Origin of the sequence: Streptococcus sp. D2 (genome assembly GCF_006385825.1) — a bacterium.
GTDB classification, from domain to species: Bacteria; Bacillota; Bacilli; order Lactobacillales; family Streptococcaceae; genus Streptococcus; species Streptococcus shenyangsis.
Genome location: NZ_VFSI01000003.1, coordinates 102,885 through 119,929 on the forward strand (window position 1 = coordinate 102,885; position 17,045 = coordinate 119,929).

At 40.0% G+C, this 17,045-nt stretch carries 18 protein-coding genes; 16 read left to right on the plus strand and 2 right to left on the minus strand.

The window, feature by feature from the left end:
• Positions 1-29: 29 nt before the first annotated feature.
• Positions 30-1,208, minus strand: coding sequence for an NAD(P)/FAD-dependent oxidoreductase (locus FJR73_RS02625; RefSeq protein ID WP_140833179.1), 1,179 nt, complete (start codon positions 1,206-1,208; stop codon positions 30-32).
• A gap of 57 nt (positions 1,209-1,265) precedes the next feature.
• Positions 1,266-2,111, minus strand: coding sequence for a DegV family protein (locus FJR73_RS02630; RefSeq protein ID WP_140833181.1), 846 nt, complete (start codon positions 2,109-2,111; stop codon positions 1,266-1,268).
• Between the two features lie 124 nt (positions 2,112-2,235).
• Between FJR73_RS02630 and FJR73_RS02635 the strand changes: the two genes are divergently transcribed.
• From FJR73_RS02635 to FJR73_RS02720, 16 genes are all read left to right on the plus strand, one after another.
• On the plus strand, positions 2,236-2,793 hold the full coding sequence (locus FJR73_RS02635) for a TetR/AcrR family transcriptional regulator (RefSeq protein ID WP_000004132.1): 558 nt from the start codon (positions 2,236-2,238) through the stop codon (positions 2,791-2,793).
• 18 nt (positions 2,794-2,811) lie between these two features.
• The gene (locus tag FJR73_RS02640; protein WP_140833183.1) at positions 2,812-3,279 is read left to right on the plus strand and encodes a cytidine/deoxycytidylate deaminase family protein; all 468 of its coding nucleotides are present in this window, start codon (positions 2,812-2,814) and stop codon (positions 3,277-3,279) included.
• 88 nt (positions 3,280-3,367) lie between these two features.
• Positions 3,368-3,997: a uracil phosphoribosyltransferase gene (upp, locus tag FJR73_RS02645; RefSeq protein WP_140833185.1), complete on the plus strand. Its 630-nt coding sequence runs from the start codon at positions 3,368-3,370 to the stop codon at positions 3,995-3,997.
• A gap of 173 nt (positions 3,998-4,170) precedes the next feature.
• The gene (gene clpP / locus FJR73_RS02650) at positions 4,171-4,761 is read left to right on the plus strand and encodes an ATP-dependent Clp protease proteolytic subunit ClpP (RefSeq protein ID WP_000613475.1); all 591 of its coding nucleotides are present in this window, start codon (positions 4,171-4,173) and stop codon (positions 4,759-4,761) included.
• Positions 4,762-4,839: 78 nt separating this feature from the next.
• Positions 4,840-5,127, plus strand: coding sequence for a YlbG family protein (locus FJR73_RS02660; RefSeq protein ID WP_000462127.1), 288 nt, complete (start codon positions 4,840-4,842; stop codon positions 5,125-5,127).
• A 65-nt stretch (positions 5,128-5,192) separates the two neighbouring features.
• Positions 5,193-6,353, plus strand: coding sequence for an ABC transporter substrate-binding protein (locus tag FJR73_RS02665; RefSeq protein WP_140833187.1), 1,161 nt, complete (start codon positions 5,193-5,195; stop codon positions 6,351-6,353).
• Between the two features lie 268 nt (positions 6,354-6,621).
• Positions 6,622-7,491 (plus strand): branched-chain amino acid ABC transporter permease, encoded by an 870-nt coding sequence (locus FJR73_RS02670; protein WP_020901916.1) that lies wholly within the window; start codon positions 6,622-6,624, stop codon positions 7,489-7,491.
• A 3-nt stretch (positions 7,492-7,494) separates the two neighbouring features.
• On the plus strand, positions 7,495-8,451 hold the full coding sequence (locus FJR73_RS02675) for a branched-chain amino acid ABC transporter permease (RefSeq protein ID WP_000662290.1): 957 nt from the start codon (positions 7,495-7,497) through the stop codon (positions 8,449-8,451).
• Entirely contained in the window at positions 8,451-9,215 is a 765-nt protein-coding gene (locus FJR73_RS02680; protein WP_001185995.1) for an ABC transporter ATP-binding protein, read from the plus strand. The genes FJR73_RS02675 and FJR73_RS02680 overlap by 1 nt, the downstream gene beginning before the upstream one ends.
• Positions 9,215-9,925, plus strand: coding sequence for an ABC transporter ATP-binding protein (locus FJR73_RS02685; RefSeq protein WP_000062219.1), 711 nt, complete (start codon positions 9,215-9,217; stop codon positions 9,923-9,925). The genes FJR73_RS02680 and FJR73_RS02685 overlap by 1 nt, the downstream gene beginning before the upstream one ends.
• 361 nt (positions 9,926-10,286) lie before the next feature.
• On the plus strand, positions 10,287-10,943 hold the full coding sequence (locus FJR73_RS02690) for a CBS domain-containing protein (RefSeq protein WP_000268671.1): 657 nt from the start codon (positions 10,287-10,289) through the stop codon (positions 10,941-10,943).
• Between the two features lie 107 nt (positions 10,944-11,050).
• Positions 11,051-12,146 (plus strand): peptide chain release factor 2 gene (gene prfB, locus FJR73_RS02700; protein ID WP_140833189.1). Its coding sequence is split into 2 segments (ribosomal slippage): positions 11,051-11,122 and positions 11,124-12,146, totalling 1,095 coding nucleotides; the frame shifts between segments, so codons are not numbered across the junction.
• A gap of 17 nt (positions 12,147-12,163) precedes the next feature.
• Positions 12,164-12,856 carry a cell division ATP-binding protein FtsE gene (gene ftsE / locus FJR73_RS02705; RefSeq protein ID WP_000022265.1) on the plus strand — a complete coding sequence of 231 codons (693 nt, stop codon included), beginning with the start codon at positions 12,164-12,166 and terminating at the stop codon, positions 12,854-12,856.
• Complete coding sequence (gene ftsX / locus FJR73_RS02710) at positions 12,849-13,775, plus strand: permease-like cell division protein FtsX (protein ID WP_140833191.1); 927 nt, start codon at positions 12,849-12,851, stop codon at positions 13,773-13,775. The genes ftsE and ftsX overlap by 8 nt, the downstream gene beginning before the upstream one ends.
• Positions 13,776-13,960: 185 nt before the next feature.
• A complete protein-coding gene (locus FJR73_RS02715; protein WP_140833193.1) occupies positions 13,961-16,141 on the plus strand; it encodes a PTS transporter subunit IIBC in 2,181 nt (726 codons plus the stop codon).
• Between the two features lie 51 nt (positions 16,142-16,192).
• On the plus strand, positions 16,193-17,008 hold the full coding sequence (locus FJR73_RS02720) for an endonuclease/exonuclease/phosphatase family protein (protein ID WP_140833195.1): 816 nt from the start codon (positions 16,193-16,195) through the stop codon (positions 17,006-17,008).
• Positions 17,009-17,045: the final 37 nt, after the last annotated feature.

Below are 17,045 nucleotides of genomic sequence, written 5' to 3' on the forward strand. Positions count from 1 at the left end.
CCTTCTTATTTGGTATTTTAGTCATTCAATTATTTATATATTTGATTTGAGCCTGCCACCCAGCCAGTACAGAGGGCAGAAGTGATGTTAAAGCCACCCGTGTGGGCATTGATATCCATGACTTCGCCTGCAAAGTGGAGTCCAGGGACCAGCTTACTTTCCAGAGTTTTAGGATTGATTTCCTTAAGACTGACACCACCCTTGGTAACAAAGGATTTGGCAAGGGACATTTTACCAGTTACAGGGATTTTGAGGTTTTTGATAGACTGGAGCAGTTGTTCGCGTTCCTTTTCAGTCAGTTGTTTGACTTTTTCTGGATAGCCTTGCACAAAAAATTCTGCCAAACGTTCTGGTAACAAGGTTTTTAAAGCATTTTTTAGAGATTTTTCCCGATTTTCTTCTAGAAATGCAGCTAAGTCCTTCTCAGAAAGTTGAGGCAAAACATCCAGTGAGAGAATCTCCCCACCCTTGACAAAGCTGGACATACGTAGGGCAGCAGGACCTGACAAACCAAAGTGGGTAAAGAGCAAATCGTGAGTGATGACATGCTTGCCATAACTTAGGGTCACATCATCCAATGAAATTCCCTGTAAGGCCTTGTGGGGGAAATCTGTCAACAAAGGACTTTCAGCGGCCTCAAGTTCAGTAATGGTATGTTTAAAATGACGGGCAATCTCGTGACCAAAACCAGTTGAACCAGTTGAAGGATAGGATTTACCACCAGTTGTGACAATGAGTTTATCACAAGAGAAAATTTGGTCAGCTGACTTAAGGATAAACTGATTTTCTACCTTTTTAACCGAAACAATTTCGGTTTGAGTAGCAACTTGACCACCTAGCCCAGTGATTTTCTTTTCTAAAGCTTCGATAATGGTACGAGACTTGTCACTAGCAGGAAAGACACGGCCGTGGTCTTCAACCTTTAGTTTAACACCATTTTCCGTAAAAAAGTTGATGATATCATGGTTATCAAACTGAGAGAAGACACTGTATAGAAAGCGTCCGTTTCCAGGGATACCAGCTAGCAGGTCATCTAGAGTTCCGTTGTTGGTTACATTGCAACGTCCCCCACCAGTCCCAGCTAGTTTTTTTCCAAGTTTCCGATTTTTTTCGATGAGTAGGGTTTTCTGTCCATAAAAGCTACTGGAAATCGTAGCCATCATGCCAGCAGGACCTCCACCGATGACAATAGTATCAAAATGTTTCATAGCTCTATTGTACCACAAAAAAACAAGAGATGAAGTCACCTCTTGTCGAGAATGTAATTAATCAATTTCATATCCCATTAGCAGACCGCCATCTTCTGCATAAAAACTGCAGAGACCAGAGGTTGGGAGAATCTTAATATCCGCATGTGGGAAGGTTTCACGGATTCGCTCTGACAGTTGTTGACAGAATTTTTCATTATTGCGATGGGCCATGACAATTCGACCACCAGCATATCCAGCTTTTATCAACTCTTCATGGGCTGCCTGAATCGATTTCTTTGGTCCTCTTGCTTTTTGTAGCAATTCAAGGGTTCCAGTTTCACTAGCTTCTCCGACCATACGAATATTGAGAAGGCCAACGACTGTACCGATAAGCTTGCTCAAACGGCCGTTCTTCACCAAGTTATCGACTTTGGCTAGGACAAAGAGTAACTTGGTTTTTTCTTGATAGGTAGTGATAGCTTCAACCACTTCTTCAAAAGATAAGCCCTGGTCAATCAAGTCATTTAATTTTTCTACGAGCAAGTCAACTTCCCCACCAGCAGACAAACTATCAATTACATGAATCTTAGTGTCAGGATGATCTTCCAGATAAATATTCTTAGCTAGTTGAGCACTATTGTGACTACCAGAAAGAGTACCTGTGATGGTTACTAGGAAAATGTTTTTGGCTCCTTCAAATGCTCGCAAATAATCATCTGGGCTTGGACAAGCTGATTTTGAAGCTTCTGCAGTTGCATACATGGTTTCCATCATTTGGTCAATGTCAAGATTGGCATCATCAACAAAGACCTGATCAGCTACTTGAATGGTTAAGGGAACATTCACAAAGGTTGTATCGATAGCTGGTCTTGCCAGCTGACGATAATCACAACCAGAGTCAGCAATAATCTTCCAAGTCATAGAAATTCTCCATCTTTGTCAGTTATACATTGACAAAGGTTCTGTCTTTTTTTACAATTATATCATGAAAACCCTTGAAACAAAAGCTTCATCCGTCTGTTGTGACAAGTAGAAAGAAAATGTTATGTCTGAACGTAGAATCTCTGAAAAGTCTCTTGAAAATCTCAGAAAATCAAACCAAGAATCCAATTTATTAACCAGAGAAGCCATCGAAACAGCCCTCTTGCAACTCTTGGAAAAAAAGGACTTGACCAAGATTAGTATTTCTGAATTGGTCAAACGTGCAGGTGTTTCGCGTGCGGCCTTTTATCGCAATTATGATTCCAAAGAGGAAATTTTAGAGAGCGTCTTTAAACGGAGTGTCCACAATATTATGGAACAGCTACATCATTACGATTTAAAGACAGACCTCTATTTGGTCTGGGTTCACCTTTTCCGGGAGGCAAGAAAAGAAGCAAGAGTGATTCAATTGGCCTTAGATTACCATTTGGAAAAAATCTTTGTCCAAGCCATGCAGGAATTTCTAGAAAAATACCATGGAAAATCAAAAGGTGTCAGCTCTTATCTTCATTCCTTCTGGAGCTCGGCCATCGTCTCTGTTCTCTTAAAATGGATCAAGGATGGCATGAAGGTGCCAGCTGAAAAGATTGCGGACTTACGGTTACCATTTTTTAAAAAATAGAGAAAAAGGAGAAAAGAGATGACTGAAAAAAGACTAGCCTGGGATGAGTACTTTGCAGCCCAAGCCCTACTAATTGCCAATCGTTCCACTTGTAAACGTGCCAAAGTGGGCGCAATTTTGGTAAAGGATAATAAGGTAATTTCCACTGGTTACAATGGTTCGGTGTCAGGAACCGAGCATTGTATTGATCACGAATGTCTGGTCATTGAAGGCCACTGTGTTCGTACCCTTCACGCCGAGGTCAATGCTATCCTTCAAGGTGCAGAACGTGGTGTTCCTAAAGGCTTTACAGCCTATGTAACCCATTTTCCTTGTCTCAACTGTACAAAACAATTGCTTCAAGTTGGTTGTAAGCGCGTGGTTTATATCAACCAGTACAGAATGGACGACTACGCCCAATACCTTTATCAAGAAAAAGGGACAGAATTGACCTATTTACCACTGGAGACAGTGCAAGCAGCTCTTAAAGAGGCTGATCTAATGTAAAATTTATCAAAAATAAATGGTTTAGAAAGATTTTTAAACCGTTTTTTGGTATAATAAGAAGAATAAATTGAAAGAAGGAATTCCAAAAATGGGAAAAATTGAAGTTATTAATCATCCACTGATTCAACACAAATTGTCAATCTTGCGTCGTACAGATACTTCTACAAAAGCTTTCCGTGAGCTAGTAGATGAGATTGCAATGTTGATGGGGTATGAAGTACTTCGTGATCTTCCACTAGAAGATGTGGAAATCGAAACACCAATTACAAAAACAGTTCAAAAACAATTGGCAGGTAAAAAATTGGCCATCGTTCCAATCTTGCGTGCAGGTATCGGAATGGTTGATGGTCTCTTGAGCTTGGTTCCAGCTGCTAAAGTTGGTCACATCGGTATGTACCGTGATGAAGAAACACTTCAACCAGTTGAGTATTTGGTGAAATTGCCTGAAGATATTGACCAACGTCAAATTTTTGTCGTAGACCCAATGTTGGCAACAGGTGGATCAGCAATCTTAGCTGTTGACTCGCTTAAAAAACGTGGCGCATCAAATATCAAATTTGTCTGCCTTGTATCTGCACCAGAAGGTGTAAAAGCCCTTCAAGAAGCTCATCCAGATGTAGAAATCTTTACAGCAGCCTTGGATGACTGCTTGAACGAACACGGTTATATCGTTCCAGGTCTTGGAGATGCTGGAGACCGCTTGTTCGGTACAAAATAACATCGAAAAGAAGAATGATTTGGAAAAGTATTTCCAGTCGTGAAAGGGGGTTGAATTTTTGTTTCTGTTTGATGAAAACAGAGCAAAAATTTGACCTTTTTTGACCAAAATATTATAATAGTCTTATATTTAGTCATTTGACCAACAAAATTAAAACTCAAAAGGAGAAATGAATGATTCCTGTAGTTATTGAACAAACAAGCCGTGGAGAACGTTCATACGATATTTACTCACGTCTTCTCAAAGACCGCATTATTATGCTGACAGGTCCAGTTGAAGATAATATGGCTAATTCTGTTATTGCCCAGTTGCTTTTCTTGGATGCCCAAGATAGTACAAAAGATATTTACCTTTATGTCAATACACCTGGTGGTTCCGTTTCAGCTGGTTTGGCAATCGTTGATACCATGAACTTTATCAAGGCAGATGTCCAAACCATCGTTATGGGAATGGCTGCATCTATGGGGACAGTCATCGCATCAAGTGGGGCAAAAGGCAAACGTTTCATGCTTCCAAATGCTGAATATATGATTCACCAACCAATGGGTGGTACAGGTGGTGGTACCCAACAAACCGATATGGCGATTGCTGCAGAACACTTGCTTAAAACTCGTAATACCTTGGAAAAAATCTTGGCTGAAAATTCAGGTCAGTCAATTGAAAAAGTCCATGCAGATGCAGAACGTGATAACTGGATGAGTGCCCAAGAAACACTTGAATATGGCTTCATTGATGAAATCATGGCCAACAATTCATTGAACTAATGATTAAAGAAGGCAAACTCGACTGGGTTTGCTTTTTTTGGTATAATAAGGAGAAATTTCTTAGAAAGAGGATTTATCATGTTTGAAAAAGTCAATCGTTCTGGCTTGATTATCTATCTTTACTATAATCGTGATGCAAAAAAACTGCAGGATTATGGAGATATTACCTATCATTCCAAGAAACATCGTTACTTACAACTCTATGTTCCAACTCAAGAAGTGGAGCAATTGGTCGGGCGCTTGAGCAAGGAAAAGTTTATAAAAAAAGTCAGAGTTTGTCATATTCAAGAGCTGGAAACACCCTTTGTGGGCAATCTTTATCGAGAGGAAAACGTTATCATCGAAAAAGTTCAAGAAAAGTGTTGACAATTTTCTGATAATTCGGTATATTCTTAACATGCTATTTATTTAAGAAATAAGGAGACAAAAAGATGAAGAAAAAATTTGCCCTATCGTTTGTGGCGCTTGCAAGTGTAGCACTTCTTGCAGCCTGTGGAGAAGTGAAGTCTGGAGCAGTCAACACTACTGGTAACTCAGTAGAGGAAAAGACAATCAAAATCGGATTTAACTTTGAAGAAACTGGTGCCGTAGCAGCCTACGGGACATCTGAACAAAAAGGTGCTCAACTTGCTGTTGATGAAATCAATGCAGCAGGTGGTATCGACGGAAAACAAATCGAAGTAGTTGATAAAGATAACAAGTCTGAAACAGCAGAAGCTGCTTCAGTAACAACTAACCTTGTAACCCAATCTAAGGTATCAGCAATCGTAGGACCTGCGACATCTGGTGCAACTGCAGCTGCGGTAGCGAACGCTACAAAAGCAGGTGTTCCATTGATTTCGCCAAGTGCGACTCAAGATGGATTGACTAAAGGTCAAGATTACCTCTTTATCGGAACTTTCCAAGATAGCTTCCAAGGAAAAATTATCTCAAACTATGTTTCTGATAAATTAAACGCTAAGAAAGTTGTTCTATACACTGACAACGCCAGCGACTATGCTAAAGGGATTGCCAAAGCCTTCCGTGAAGCTTACAAAGGTGAAATCGTTGCAGATGAAACTTTCGTAGCAGGTGATACAGACTTCCAAGCAGCCCTTACAAAAATGAAAGGGAAAGACTTTGATGCCATTGTTGTTCCTGGTTACTACACTGAAGCTGGTAAAATTGTAAACCAAGCGCGTGGTATGGGAATTGACAAGCCAATCGTTGGTGGTGATGGATTCAACGGTGAAGAGTTTGTACAACAAGCAACTCCTGAAAAAGCATCAAACATCTACTTTATCTCAGGCTTCTCAACTACTGTAGAAGTTTCAGCTAAAGCAAAAGCCTTCCTTGATGCTTACCGTGCTAAGTACAACGAAGAGCCTTCAACATTTGCAGCCTTGGCTTATGATTCAGTTCACCTTGTAGCAAACGCAGCAAAAGGCGCTAAAAACTCAGGTGAGATTAAGGACAACCTTGCTAAAACAAAAGACTTTGAAGGTGTAACTGGTCAAACAAGTTTCGATGCAGACCACAACACAGTTAAAACTGCTTACATGATGACCATGAACAATGGTAAGGTTGAAGCAGCAGAAGTTGTAAAACCATAATAGAAAAATGTTGAAATAGGGAATGAGCCTCGGACTCACTCCCTGTTTCGATGTTTAATACTCTTTGAAAATCAAATTCAAACTGCGTCAACGTCGCCTTGGATTATATATGTGAATGACTTCGTCAGTCTTATCTACAACCTCAAAGCAGTGCTTTGAGCAACCTGCGGCTAGTTTCCTAGTTTGCTCTTTGATTTTCATTGAGTATAAGAACTTATCAAAAAATGAGGGAAAATCCTCAAAATTATATATAGAAAGAGTGAATCTTATGCTCCAACAACTAGTAAATGGTTTGATTCTAGGTAGTGTATACGCGCTGTTAGCCCTAGGGTATACCATGGTTTACGGAATTATCAAGCTCATCAACTTCGCCCACGGTGATATTTATATGATGGGAGCCTTTATCGGTTATTTCTTGATTAATTCTTTCCAAATGAATTTCTTTGTAGCGCTTATTGTAGCTATGCTAGCGACAGCCGTTCTTGGTGTCGTGATTGAATTTCTTGCTTACCGACCTTTACGCCACTCTACTCGTATTGCTGTTTTGATTACAGCTATTGGGGTTTCCTTCCTACTGGAGTATGGTATGGTCTATTTGGTTGGTGCCAATACTCGTGCCTTCCCTCAAGCGATTCAAACAGTTCGCTATGATTTGGGACCAGTTAGCCTAACAAACGTGCAGTTAATGATTTTGGCTATTTCCTTGATTTTGATGATTTTGTTACAAGTTATTGTTCAAAAGACAAAGATGGGGAAAGCCATGCGTGCAGTATCTGTAGATAGCGATGCGGCGCAATTGATGGGGATCAATGTAAACCGTACTATCAGCTTTACCTTTGCTTTGGGTTCTGCTCTTGCGGGTGCGGCTGGTGTTCTGATTGCTCTTTATTATAACTCTCTTGAGCCTTTGATGGGGGTTACTCCAGGTCTTAAGTCATTCGTTGCCGCAGTACTTGGTGGTATTGGAATTATTCCTGGTGCGGCTCTTGGTGGTTTTGTGATTGGTCTATTGGAAACTTTTGCGACAGCCTTTGGAATGTCAGACTTCCGTGATGCCATTGTTTATGGAATCTTGTTGTTGATCTTGATTGTCCGCCCAGCTGGTATCCTTGGTAAGAATGTGAAAGAGAAGGTGTAAACGATGAAAGAAAATTTAAAAGTTAATATTCTATGGTTACTCCTTTTGTTAGCTGGTTATGGCTTGATTAGTGTACTGGTTTCAGTCGGAGTACTCAATCTATTTTATGTACAGATTTTACAACAAATTGGAATTAATATTATTCTGGCTGTTGGTCTTAACTTAATCGTTGGTTTTTCAGGACAATTTTCACTTGGGCATGCTGGTTTCATGGCGATTGGTGCCTACGCAGCAGCTATTATTGGTTCTAAATCACCAACCTACGGTGCCTTCTTTGGAGCTATGCTTGTAGGGGCTTTGCTTTCAGGAGCAGTTGCCTTACTTGTCGGAATTCCAACCTTGCGCTTGAAGGGGGACTATCTTGCGGTAGCAACTCTCGGTGTATCTGAAATTATCCGTATCTTTATCATCAATGGTGGAAGCCTTACAAATGGTGCGGCAGGTATCTTAGGGATTCCTAACTTTACAACTTGGCAAATGGTTTACTTCTTTGTCGTGATTACAACCATTGCAACCTTGAACTTCTTGCGTAGTCCAATTGGTCGTTCAACCCTCTCCGTTCGTGAGGATGAAATTGCTGCTGAGTCAGTTGGGGTTAATACGACTAAAATTAAAATCATCGCTTTTGTTTTTGGTGCTATTACTGCAAGTATTGCAGGGTCACTTCAGGCAGGATTTATTGGATCTGTTGTACCGAAAGATTACACTTTCATCAACTCAATCAACGTTTTGATCATTGTTGTATTTGGTGGACTTGGTTCAATTACAGGTGCGATTGTTTCGGCTATTGTTCTGGGAATTTTGAATATGCTTCTCCAAGATGTTGCTAGCGTGCGTATGATTATTTACGCTTTGGCCTTGGTATTGGTAATGATTTTCAGACCAGGTGGACTTCTTGGAACATGGGAATTGAGCCTATCACGTTTCTTTAAAAAATCTAAGAAGGAGGAACAAAACTAATGGCATTACTTGAAGTAAAACAGTTAACCAAACATTTTGGCGGTCTAACAGCTGTTGGAGATGTGACTCTTGAATTGAACGAAGGGGAACTGGTTGGACTAATCGGTCCAAATGGAGCTGGGAAAACCACCCTTTTCAACCTCTTGACGGGTGTTTATGAACCAAGCGAGGGAACGGTAACCTTAGATGGTCACCTTTTGAATGGAAAGGCACCATATAAGATTGCCTCTTTAGGCCTTGGACGTACTTTCCAAAATATCCGTCTCTTTAAAGATTTAACAGTTTTGGATAATGTTTTGATTGCTTTTGGCAACCATCACAAACAACATGTTTTTGCTAGTTTCTTACGCTTACCAGCTTTTTACAAGAGTGAAAAAGAATTAAAGGCTAAGGCTTTGGAATTGCTGAAAATCTTTGATTTAGATGGTGATGCAGAGACTCTTGCTAAAAATCTCGCCTACGGACAACAACGTCGTTTGGAAATTGTTCGTGCCCTTGCTACGGAACCTAAAATTCTCTTTTTAGATGAACCAGCAGCAGGTATGAACCCGCAGGAAACAGCGGAATTGACTGAGTTAATTCGTCGTATCAAAGATGAATTTAAAATTACAATCATGCTGATTGAACACGATATGAATCTGGTCATGGAAGTAACAGAACGTATCTACGTACTTGAATATGGTCGTTTGATTGCTCAGGGAACTCCAGACGAAATTAAGACCAATAAACGCGTTATCGAAGCTTATCTAGGAGGTGAAGCCTAATGTCTATGTTAAAAGTTGAAAATCTTTCTGTACATTACGGTATGATCCAGGCAGTCCGTGATGTAAGCTTTGAAGTTAATGAAGGAGAAGTTGTTTCCCTTATCGGTGCCAATGGTGCTGGTAAAACAACCATTCTCCGTACCTTGTCAGGTCTAGTTAGACCAAGTTCAGGAAAAATTGAATTTTTAGGTCAAGAAATCCAAAAAATGCCAGCTCAGAAAATCGTGGCAGGTGGGCTTTCACAAGTACCAGAAGGACGCCACGTCTTCCCTGGCTTGACTGTTATGGAAAATCTTGAAATGGGAGCTTTCTTAAAGAAAAATCGTGAAGAAAATCAAGCTAACTTGAAGAAGGTTTTCTCACGCTTCCCACGTCTAGAAGAACGGAAGAACCAAGATGCAGCCACTCTTTCAGGAGGGGAACAACAAATGCTTGCCATGGGACGCGCTCTTATGTCAACACCAAAACTTCTTCTTTTAGATGAACCATCAATGGGACTTGCCCCAATCTTTATCCAAGAAATTTTTGATATCATTCAAGATATCCAGAAACAAGGAACAACCGTCCTCTTGATTGAACAAAATGCCAATAAAGCACTTGCAATCTCTGACCGAGGCTATGTACTGGAAACAGGAAAAATCGTCCTATCAGGAACAGGAAAAGAACTCGCCTCATCAGAAGAAGTCAGAAAAGCGTATCTGGGTGGCTAAAACAATCCAGTGGATTGTTTTAGTCGGCAGATGAAGATTGCGTAAGCAATCTTCGCATAGTCTGGGAGACTAGTTTAGGTTGCAAATGAAGATTACGAAGTAATCCTCATTAATAGTCCAGGAGACCTTTTAGTCGGCATATTTGGATTGTAAACAAATCTGCATCTATTTTGAAAGATGAATTTCTAATAATTGAAAAATCGAATGAAAGGTATTTTATCTTCATTCACAGAGCTCGATTTTAGAGCTCTTTTTGCTAGCTTATTCATACTTTTCTGAATTTTGAAAAAGAAATGTAAGCGTTTGATAGATTTACAAAAAGATTGTATAATAGGGATAAGAATAGAAAAGGAGAAGTCTCATGGCAGTTAAAGATTTTATGACCCGCAAGGTAGTGTACATTAGTCCAGATACAACAGTATCTCATGCAGCAGATTTGATGAGAGAGCAAGGTTTGCACCGCTTGCCTGTTATCGAAAATGATCAATTGGTTGGTTTGGTGACTGAGGGAACCATTGCGCAAGCAAGTCCATCCAAAGCAACAAGTCTTTCTATCTATGAGATGAATTATCTTCTAAATAAGACCAAAGTAAAAGATGTCATGATTCGTGATGTTGTCACTGTCTCAGGTTATGCTAGTCTAGAAGATGCAACTTATCTGATGTTGAAAAACAAGATTGGTATTCTTCCTGTCGTAGATAACCATCAAGTCTATGGTGTTATTACAGATCGTGACGTTTTCCAAGCCTTTCTTGAAATTGCTGGCTATGGAGAAGAAGGAATTCGTGTGCGCTTTGTTACGGAAAATGAAGTCGGCGTTCTTGGTAAGATTGTTTCTCTAATCGTTGAAGAAAATTTGAATATCTCCCATACAGTCAATATTCCGCGTAAGGATGGTAAGGTGATTATCGAAGTTCAAATTGATGGTTCAGTTGATTTGACAGCCTTAAAGCAAAAATTTGAAGCTGAAAATATTCAAGTAGAAGAGATTAGTCGTACTTCTGCTAAAATTTTGTAAGCATGGAAGCCGAAAGGCTTCTTTTTTCATGAAAAGGGGAGTAAAGCAAAAGATGGAAAGAAATGAGAGAATATGGTATAATAAAATGATACAAAAAAGGAGTATTTATGGACATTTCAGAAATTCGTCAGAAAATTGACGCAAATCGTGAAAAATTAGCTTCTTTCAGGGGGTCTCTTTGACCTCGAAGGTCTAGAAGAAGAGATTGCTATCTTGGAAAACAAGATGACAGAACCTGATTTTTGGAACGATAATATCGCGGCCCAAAAAACGTCGCAAGAATTGAATGAATTAAAAAACACCTATAATACCTTCCACAAAATGGAAGAGTTGCAGGATGAAGTCGAAATTTTATTGGACTTTTTAGCAGAAGACGAGTCGGTTCAAGAAGAACTGGTAATGCAGTTATCCGAACTTGATAAGATGATGTCCAGCTATGAGATGACCCTTCTCTTGTCAGAATCTTATGACCATAATAATGCTATATTGGAAATCCATCCAGGTTCTGGTGGTACTGAGGCGCAAGACTGGGGTGATATGTTGCTTCGTATGTACACTCGCTATGGAAATGCCAAAGGCTTTAAAGTGGAAGTATTGGATTACCAAGCAGGAGATGAAGCTGGTATTAAGTCGGTAACTTTATCATTTGAAGGGCCTAATGCCTATGGTCTTCTTAAGTCAGAAATGGGTGTTCATCGCTTGGTACGAATCTCACCATTTGACTCTGCCAAACGTCGCCATACATCTTTTACATCTGTAGAAGTGATGCCAGAATTGGATGATACTATTGAAGTGGAAATCCGTGAAGATGATATCAAGATGGACACCTTCCGTTCAGGTGGTGCTGGTGGACAGAACGTCAATAAAGTTTCAACAGGTGTGCGTCTGACACACATTCCTACGGGAACTGTCGTCCAGTCAACGGTCGATCGTACCCAATATGGAAATAGAGATCGTGCCATGAAGATGTTGCAGGCTAAGCTCTATCAAATGGAGCAAGAAAAGAAAGCTGCGGAGGTTGATTCCCTCAAGGGTGAGAAAAAGGAAATCACATGGGGAAGCCAAATCCGTTCTTATGTTTTCACGCCATATACTATGGTAAAAGATCACCGAACTAGCTTTGAGGTTGCTCAGGTAGATAAGGTTATGGATGGAGACCTAGATGGTTTTATCGATGCCTATCTCAAGTGGCGCATCAGTTAAGATAGAAAGGAACTCACATGTCAATCATTGAAATGAGAGATGTCGTCAAAAAATACGACAACGGAACGACTGCCCTACGCGGTGTTTCGGTCAGCGTTCAACCGGGGGAATTTGCTTACATCGTAGGTCCTTCAGGAGCAGGAAAATCAACCTTTATTCGTTCTCTATATCGTGAAGTAAAAATCGATAAAGGAAGCCTATCAGTTGCTGGTTTTAATCTGGTTAAGATTAAAAAGAAAGATGTCCCGCTTCTCCGTCGTAGTGTTGGGGTTGTCTTCCAGGATTATAAACTCTTGCCTAAGAAAACTGTTTATGAGAATATTGCATACGCTATGGAAGTAATTGGTGAAAATCGCCGTAATATCAAAAAACGGGTGATGGAAGTTTTGGACTTGGTTGGACTGAAGCATAAGGTTCGTTCTTTTCCAAATGAGCTCTCAGGTGGGGAGCAACAGCGGATTGCGATTGCGCGTGCTATTGTAAACAATCCAAAAGTACTGATAGCCGATGAACCAACAGGAAACTTGGACCCGGATAATTCATGGGAAATTATGAATCTCTTGGAACGGATTAACCTACAAGGAACAACTATTTTGATGGCGACTCATAATAGCCAGATTGTAAATACCTTGCGCCACCGTGTCATTGCCATTGAAAATGGTCGTGTCGTTCGTGACGAATCAAAAGGAGAGTATGGATACGATGATTAGTAGATTTTTTCGCCATTTATTTGAATCACTAAAAAGTTTGAAACGAAATGGTTGGATGACAGTGGCTGCTGTCAGCTCAGTCATGATTACGTTAACCTTGGTGGCAATATTTGCTTCTGTTATTTTCAATACAGCGAAACTAGCTACAGATATTGAAAATAATGTCCGAGTGATGGTTTACATTCGTAAGGACGTAGCTGATAATAGTGAGACTATTGAAAAAGAAGGTCAAACTGTTACCAATAATGACTACCACAAGGTATACAATACCTTGAAGGGGATGTCTACAGTTAAGAGTGTTACTTTTTCAAGTAAAGAAGAACAATATGAAAAGTTGACCGAGACAATGGGGGACAACTGGAAAATCTTTGAAGGTGACGCTAATCCTCTCTATGATGCCTATATCGTTGATACAAATACACCAAGTGATGTTCAAAAAGTAGCTGAAGAAGCTAAGAAAATTGAAGGTGTGTCAGAAGTCCAAGATGGTGGAGCCAACACACAACGTCTGTTCCAACTTGCTTCCTTCATTCGTGTTTGGGGATTAGTCATAGCAGGACTCTTGATTTTCATTGCAGTCTTCTTGATTTCTAATACCATTCGTATTACCATTATTTCTCGCAGTCGCGAAATTCAAATTATGCGCTTGGTTGGTGCTAAGAATAGCTATATCCGAGGACCATTCCTCCTTGAGGGTGCTTTCATCGGATTACTTGGAGCAACAATTCCATCAGCTTTAGTATTCGTTGTTTATCAAATGGTTTACCAATCGGTTAATAAGTCATTAGTAGGTCAAAATCTTTCTATGATTTCACCAGAAGTATTTAGTCCACTGATGATTGTCCTCTTGTTTGTTATTGGAATTTTTATTGGTTCAATTGGATCAGGAATTTCAATGCGCCGATTCTTAAAAATTTAAATTTGAATAGATGTATATTTGAGGAGATTTTAATATCTCCTCTTTTACTACAAAAATTTTAGAAAAAAGTCTACTTTTTTCTATAAAAGCCTTTACAAAAAAAATTAAAGTGGTATAATTAATACATAGTTAAGTGCAAACGTTTTCGTAAAACGTTTGCCTAAATAAAAATAAAGGAGATTTGAATGATGAAAGATACATTCAAAAATGTCTTGTCTTTCGAATTTTGGCAAAAATTCGGTAAGGCTTTGATGGTGGTTATCGCCGTTATGCCGGCTGCTGGTTTGATGATTTCAATCGGTAAGTCGCTTGTGATGATTAACCCTAACTTTGCTCCACTGGTCATTACTGGTGGTGTACTAGAGCAAATCGGTTGGGGAGTTATCGTTAACCTTCATATCTTGTTCGCCCTCGCTATTGGAGGAAGCTGGGCTAAGGAACGCGCTGGTGGTGCGTTTGCGGCAGGTCTTGCCTTTATCCTAATCAACCGTATCACTGGTACAATCTTTGGCGTATCAGGCGATATGTTGAAAAATCCTGAAGCTATGGTAACAACTCTCTTTGGTGGATCAATCAAAGTTGCTGATTACTTCATTAGTGTTATGGAAGCCCCAGCGCTTAACATGGGTGTCTTCGTAGGGATTATTTCTGGTTTTATTGGAGCAACTGCTTACAATAAATACTATAACTTCCGTAAGCTTCCTGATGCACTTTCATTCTTTAACGGAAAACGTTTTGTACCATTTGTAGTTATTCTTCGTTCAATAATTGCTGCAATTGTACTTTCAGCTTTCTGGCCACTTGTGCAAACTGGTATCAATAGCTTTGGTATCTGGATTGCTAACTCACAAGAAACTGCTCCAATCCTTGCACCATTCTTGTATGGTACATTGGAACGTTTGCTCTTGCCATTTGGTCTTCACCACATGTTGACTATCCCAATGAACTACACAGCTCTTGGTGGTACTTATGAGGTCTTAACTGGTGCAGCTAAAGGTAGTCAAGTATTTGGTCAAGATCCACTATGGCTTGCATGGGTAACAGACCTTGTTAACCTTAAAGGTACAGATGCAAGTCACTACCAACAATTGTTAGATACTGTTCACCCAGCTCGTTTCAAAGTTGGACAAATGATCGGTTCATTCGGTATCTTGATGGGTGTGATCGTGGCTATCTACCGTAATGTCGATGCTGATAAGAAACATCAATATAAAGGTATGATGATTGCGACAGCTCTTGCAACATTCTTGACAGGGGTTACTGAACCAATCGAATACATGTTCATGTTTGTAGCAACACCTATGTATCTTGTTTACTCACTTGTTCAAGGTGCTGCCTTCGCTATGGCTGACGTTGTAAACCTACGTATGCACTCATTCGGTTCAATCGAGTTCTTGACTCGTACACCTATTGCAATCAGTGCTGGTATCGGTATGGATATCATTAACTTCATTTGGGTAACCGTTCTCTTTGCTGTAATCATGTACTTCATCGCAAACTTCATGATTCAAAAATTCAACTACGCAACCCCAGGACGTAACGGAAACTACGAAACTGCTGAAGGTTCAGAAGAAGCTAGCAGCGCAGTGAAAGTTGCAGCAGGTTCTCAAGCTGTAAACATTATCAACCTTCTTGGTGGACGTGCAAACATCGTTGATGTGGATGCATGTATGACTCGTCTTCGTGTAACTGTTAAAGATGCAGATAAAGTAGGAAATGCAGAGCAATGGAAAGCAGAAGGAGCTATGGGTCTTGTCATGAAAGGACAAGGAGTTCAAGCTATCTACGGTCCAAAAGCAGACGTATTGAAATCTGATATCCAAGATATCCTTGATTCAGGTGAAATCATTCCTGAAACTCTTCCAAGTCAAATGACAGAAGCGCAACAAAACACTGTTCAATTCAAAGGTCTTACTGAGGAAGTTTACTCAGTAGCTGACGGTCAAGTTATTGTTTTGGAACAAGTAAAAGATCCAGTATTTGCTCAAAAAATGATGGGTGATGGATTTGCTGTAGAACCTGCAAATGGAAATATTGTATCTCCAGTTTCAGGTACTGTATCAAGCATCTTCCCTACAAAACATGCTCTTGGTCTTGTGACTGAAGCAGGTCTTGAAGTACTTGTTCACATTGGTTTGGACACAGTAAGTCTTGAAGGAAAACCATTTACAGTTCATGTGGCTGAAGGACAAAAAGTTGCAGCAGGTGACCTTCTTGTCACAGCTGACTTGGATGCTATCCGTGCAGCAGGTCGTGAAACTTCTACAGTAGTTGTCTTCACAAATGCTGAAGCTATTAAATCAGTTAAATTAGAACAAACAGGTTCTCTTGCAGCTAAAACAGCAGTTGCTAAAGTAGAATTGTAATATACTTGAGGTTGGAAGCTGTATTCCAACCTCTTATTTTGGGAGAAAAGCATGAAATTTTTAACACTCAATACTCACAGTTGGATGGAGAAAGAAGCAGAGGAAAAATTCCAGCTCTTGCTTGAAGATATTCTTGATAAAGACTATGATTTGATTTGTTTCCAAGAAATCAATCAGGAGATTACTTCGCAAGAGGTGGAGGTTAATGACTTTTATCAAGCTTTGCCAGCAGCTGAGCCTATTCATCAAGACCACTATGTCAGACTCTTGGTTGAAAAGTTGTCTGAGCAAGGGAAAAATTACTACTGGACTTGGGCCTATAACCATATCGGTTATGACCGCTATCATGAAGGTGTGGCTATCTTGTCTAAAACACCTATAGAAGCACGTGAAATTTTGGTTTCAGATGTAGATGATCCAACAGACTATCACACTCGTCGAGTTGCTTTAGCAGAAACAGTAGTTGAAGGCAAAGAGCTTGCGGTTGCCAGTGTCCACCTTTCTTGGTGGGATAAAGGTTTCCAAGAAGAATGGGCACGATTTGAGGCTGTCTTGAAAGAATTGAACAAGCCACTTTTGCTTGCTGGGGATTTCAATAACCCAGCTGGTCAGGAAGGTTACCAAGCGATTTTAGCTAGTCCATTAGGCTTACAAGACGCATTTGAAGTTGCTCAAGAGAAAAGTGGTAGCTATACTGTTCCACCAGAAATTGATGGCTGGAAGGGGAACACAGAACCCCTTCGAATCGACTATGTTTTTACTACCAAAGAGTTAGCGGTGGAAAATTTACATGTAGTATTTGATGGTAACAAGAGTCCGCAAGTTAGTGATCACTATGGCTTGAATGCTATTTTAAACTGGAAATAATGACTTATAAGAGGTTGGGATTCACAAATTCCAGCCT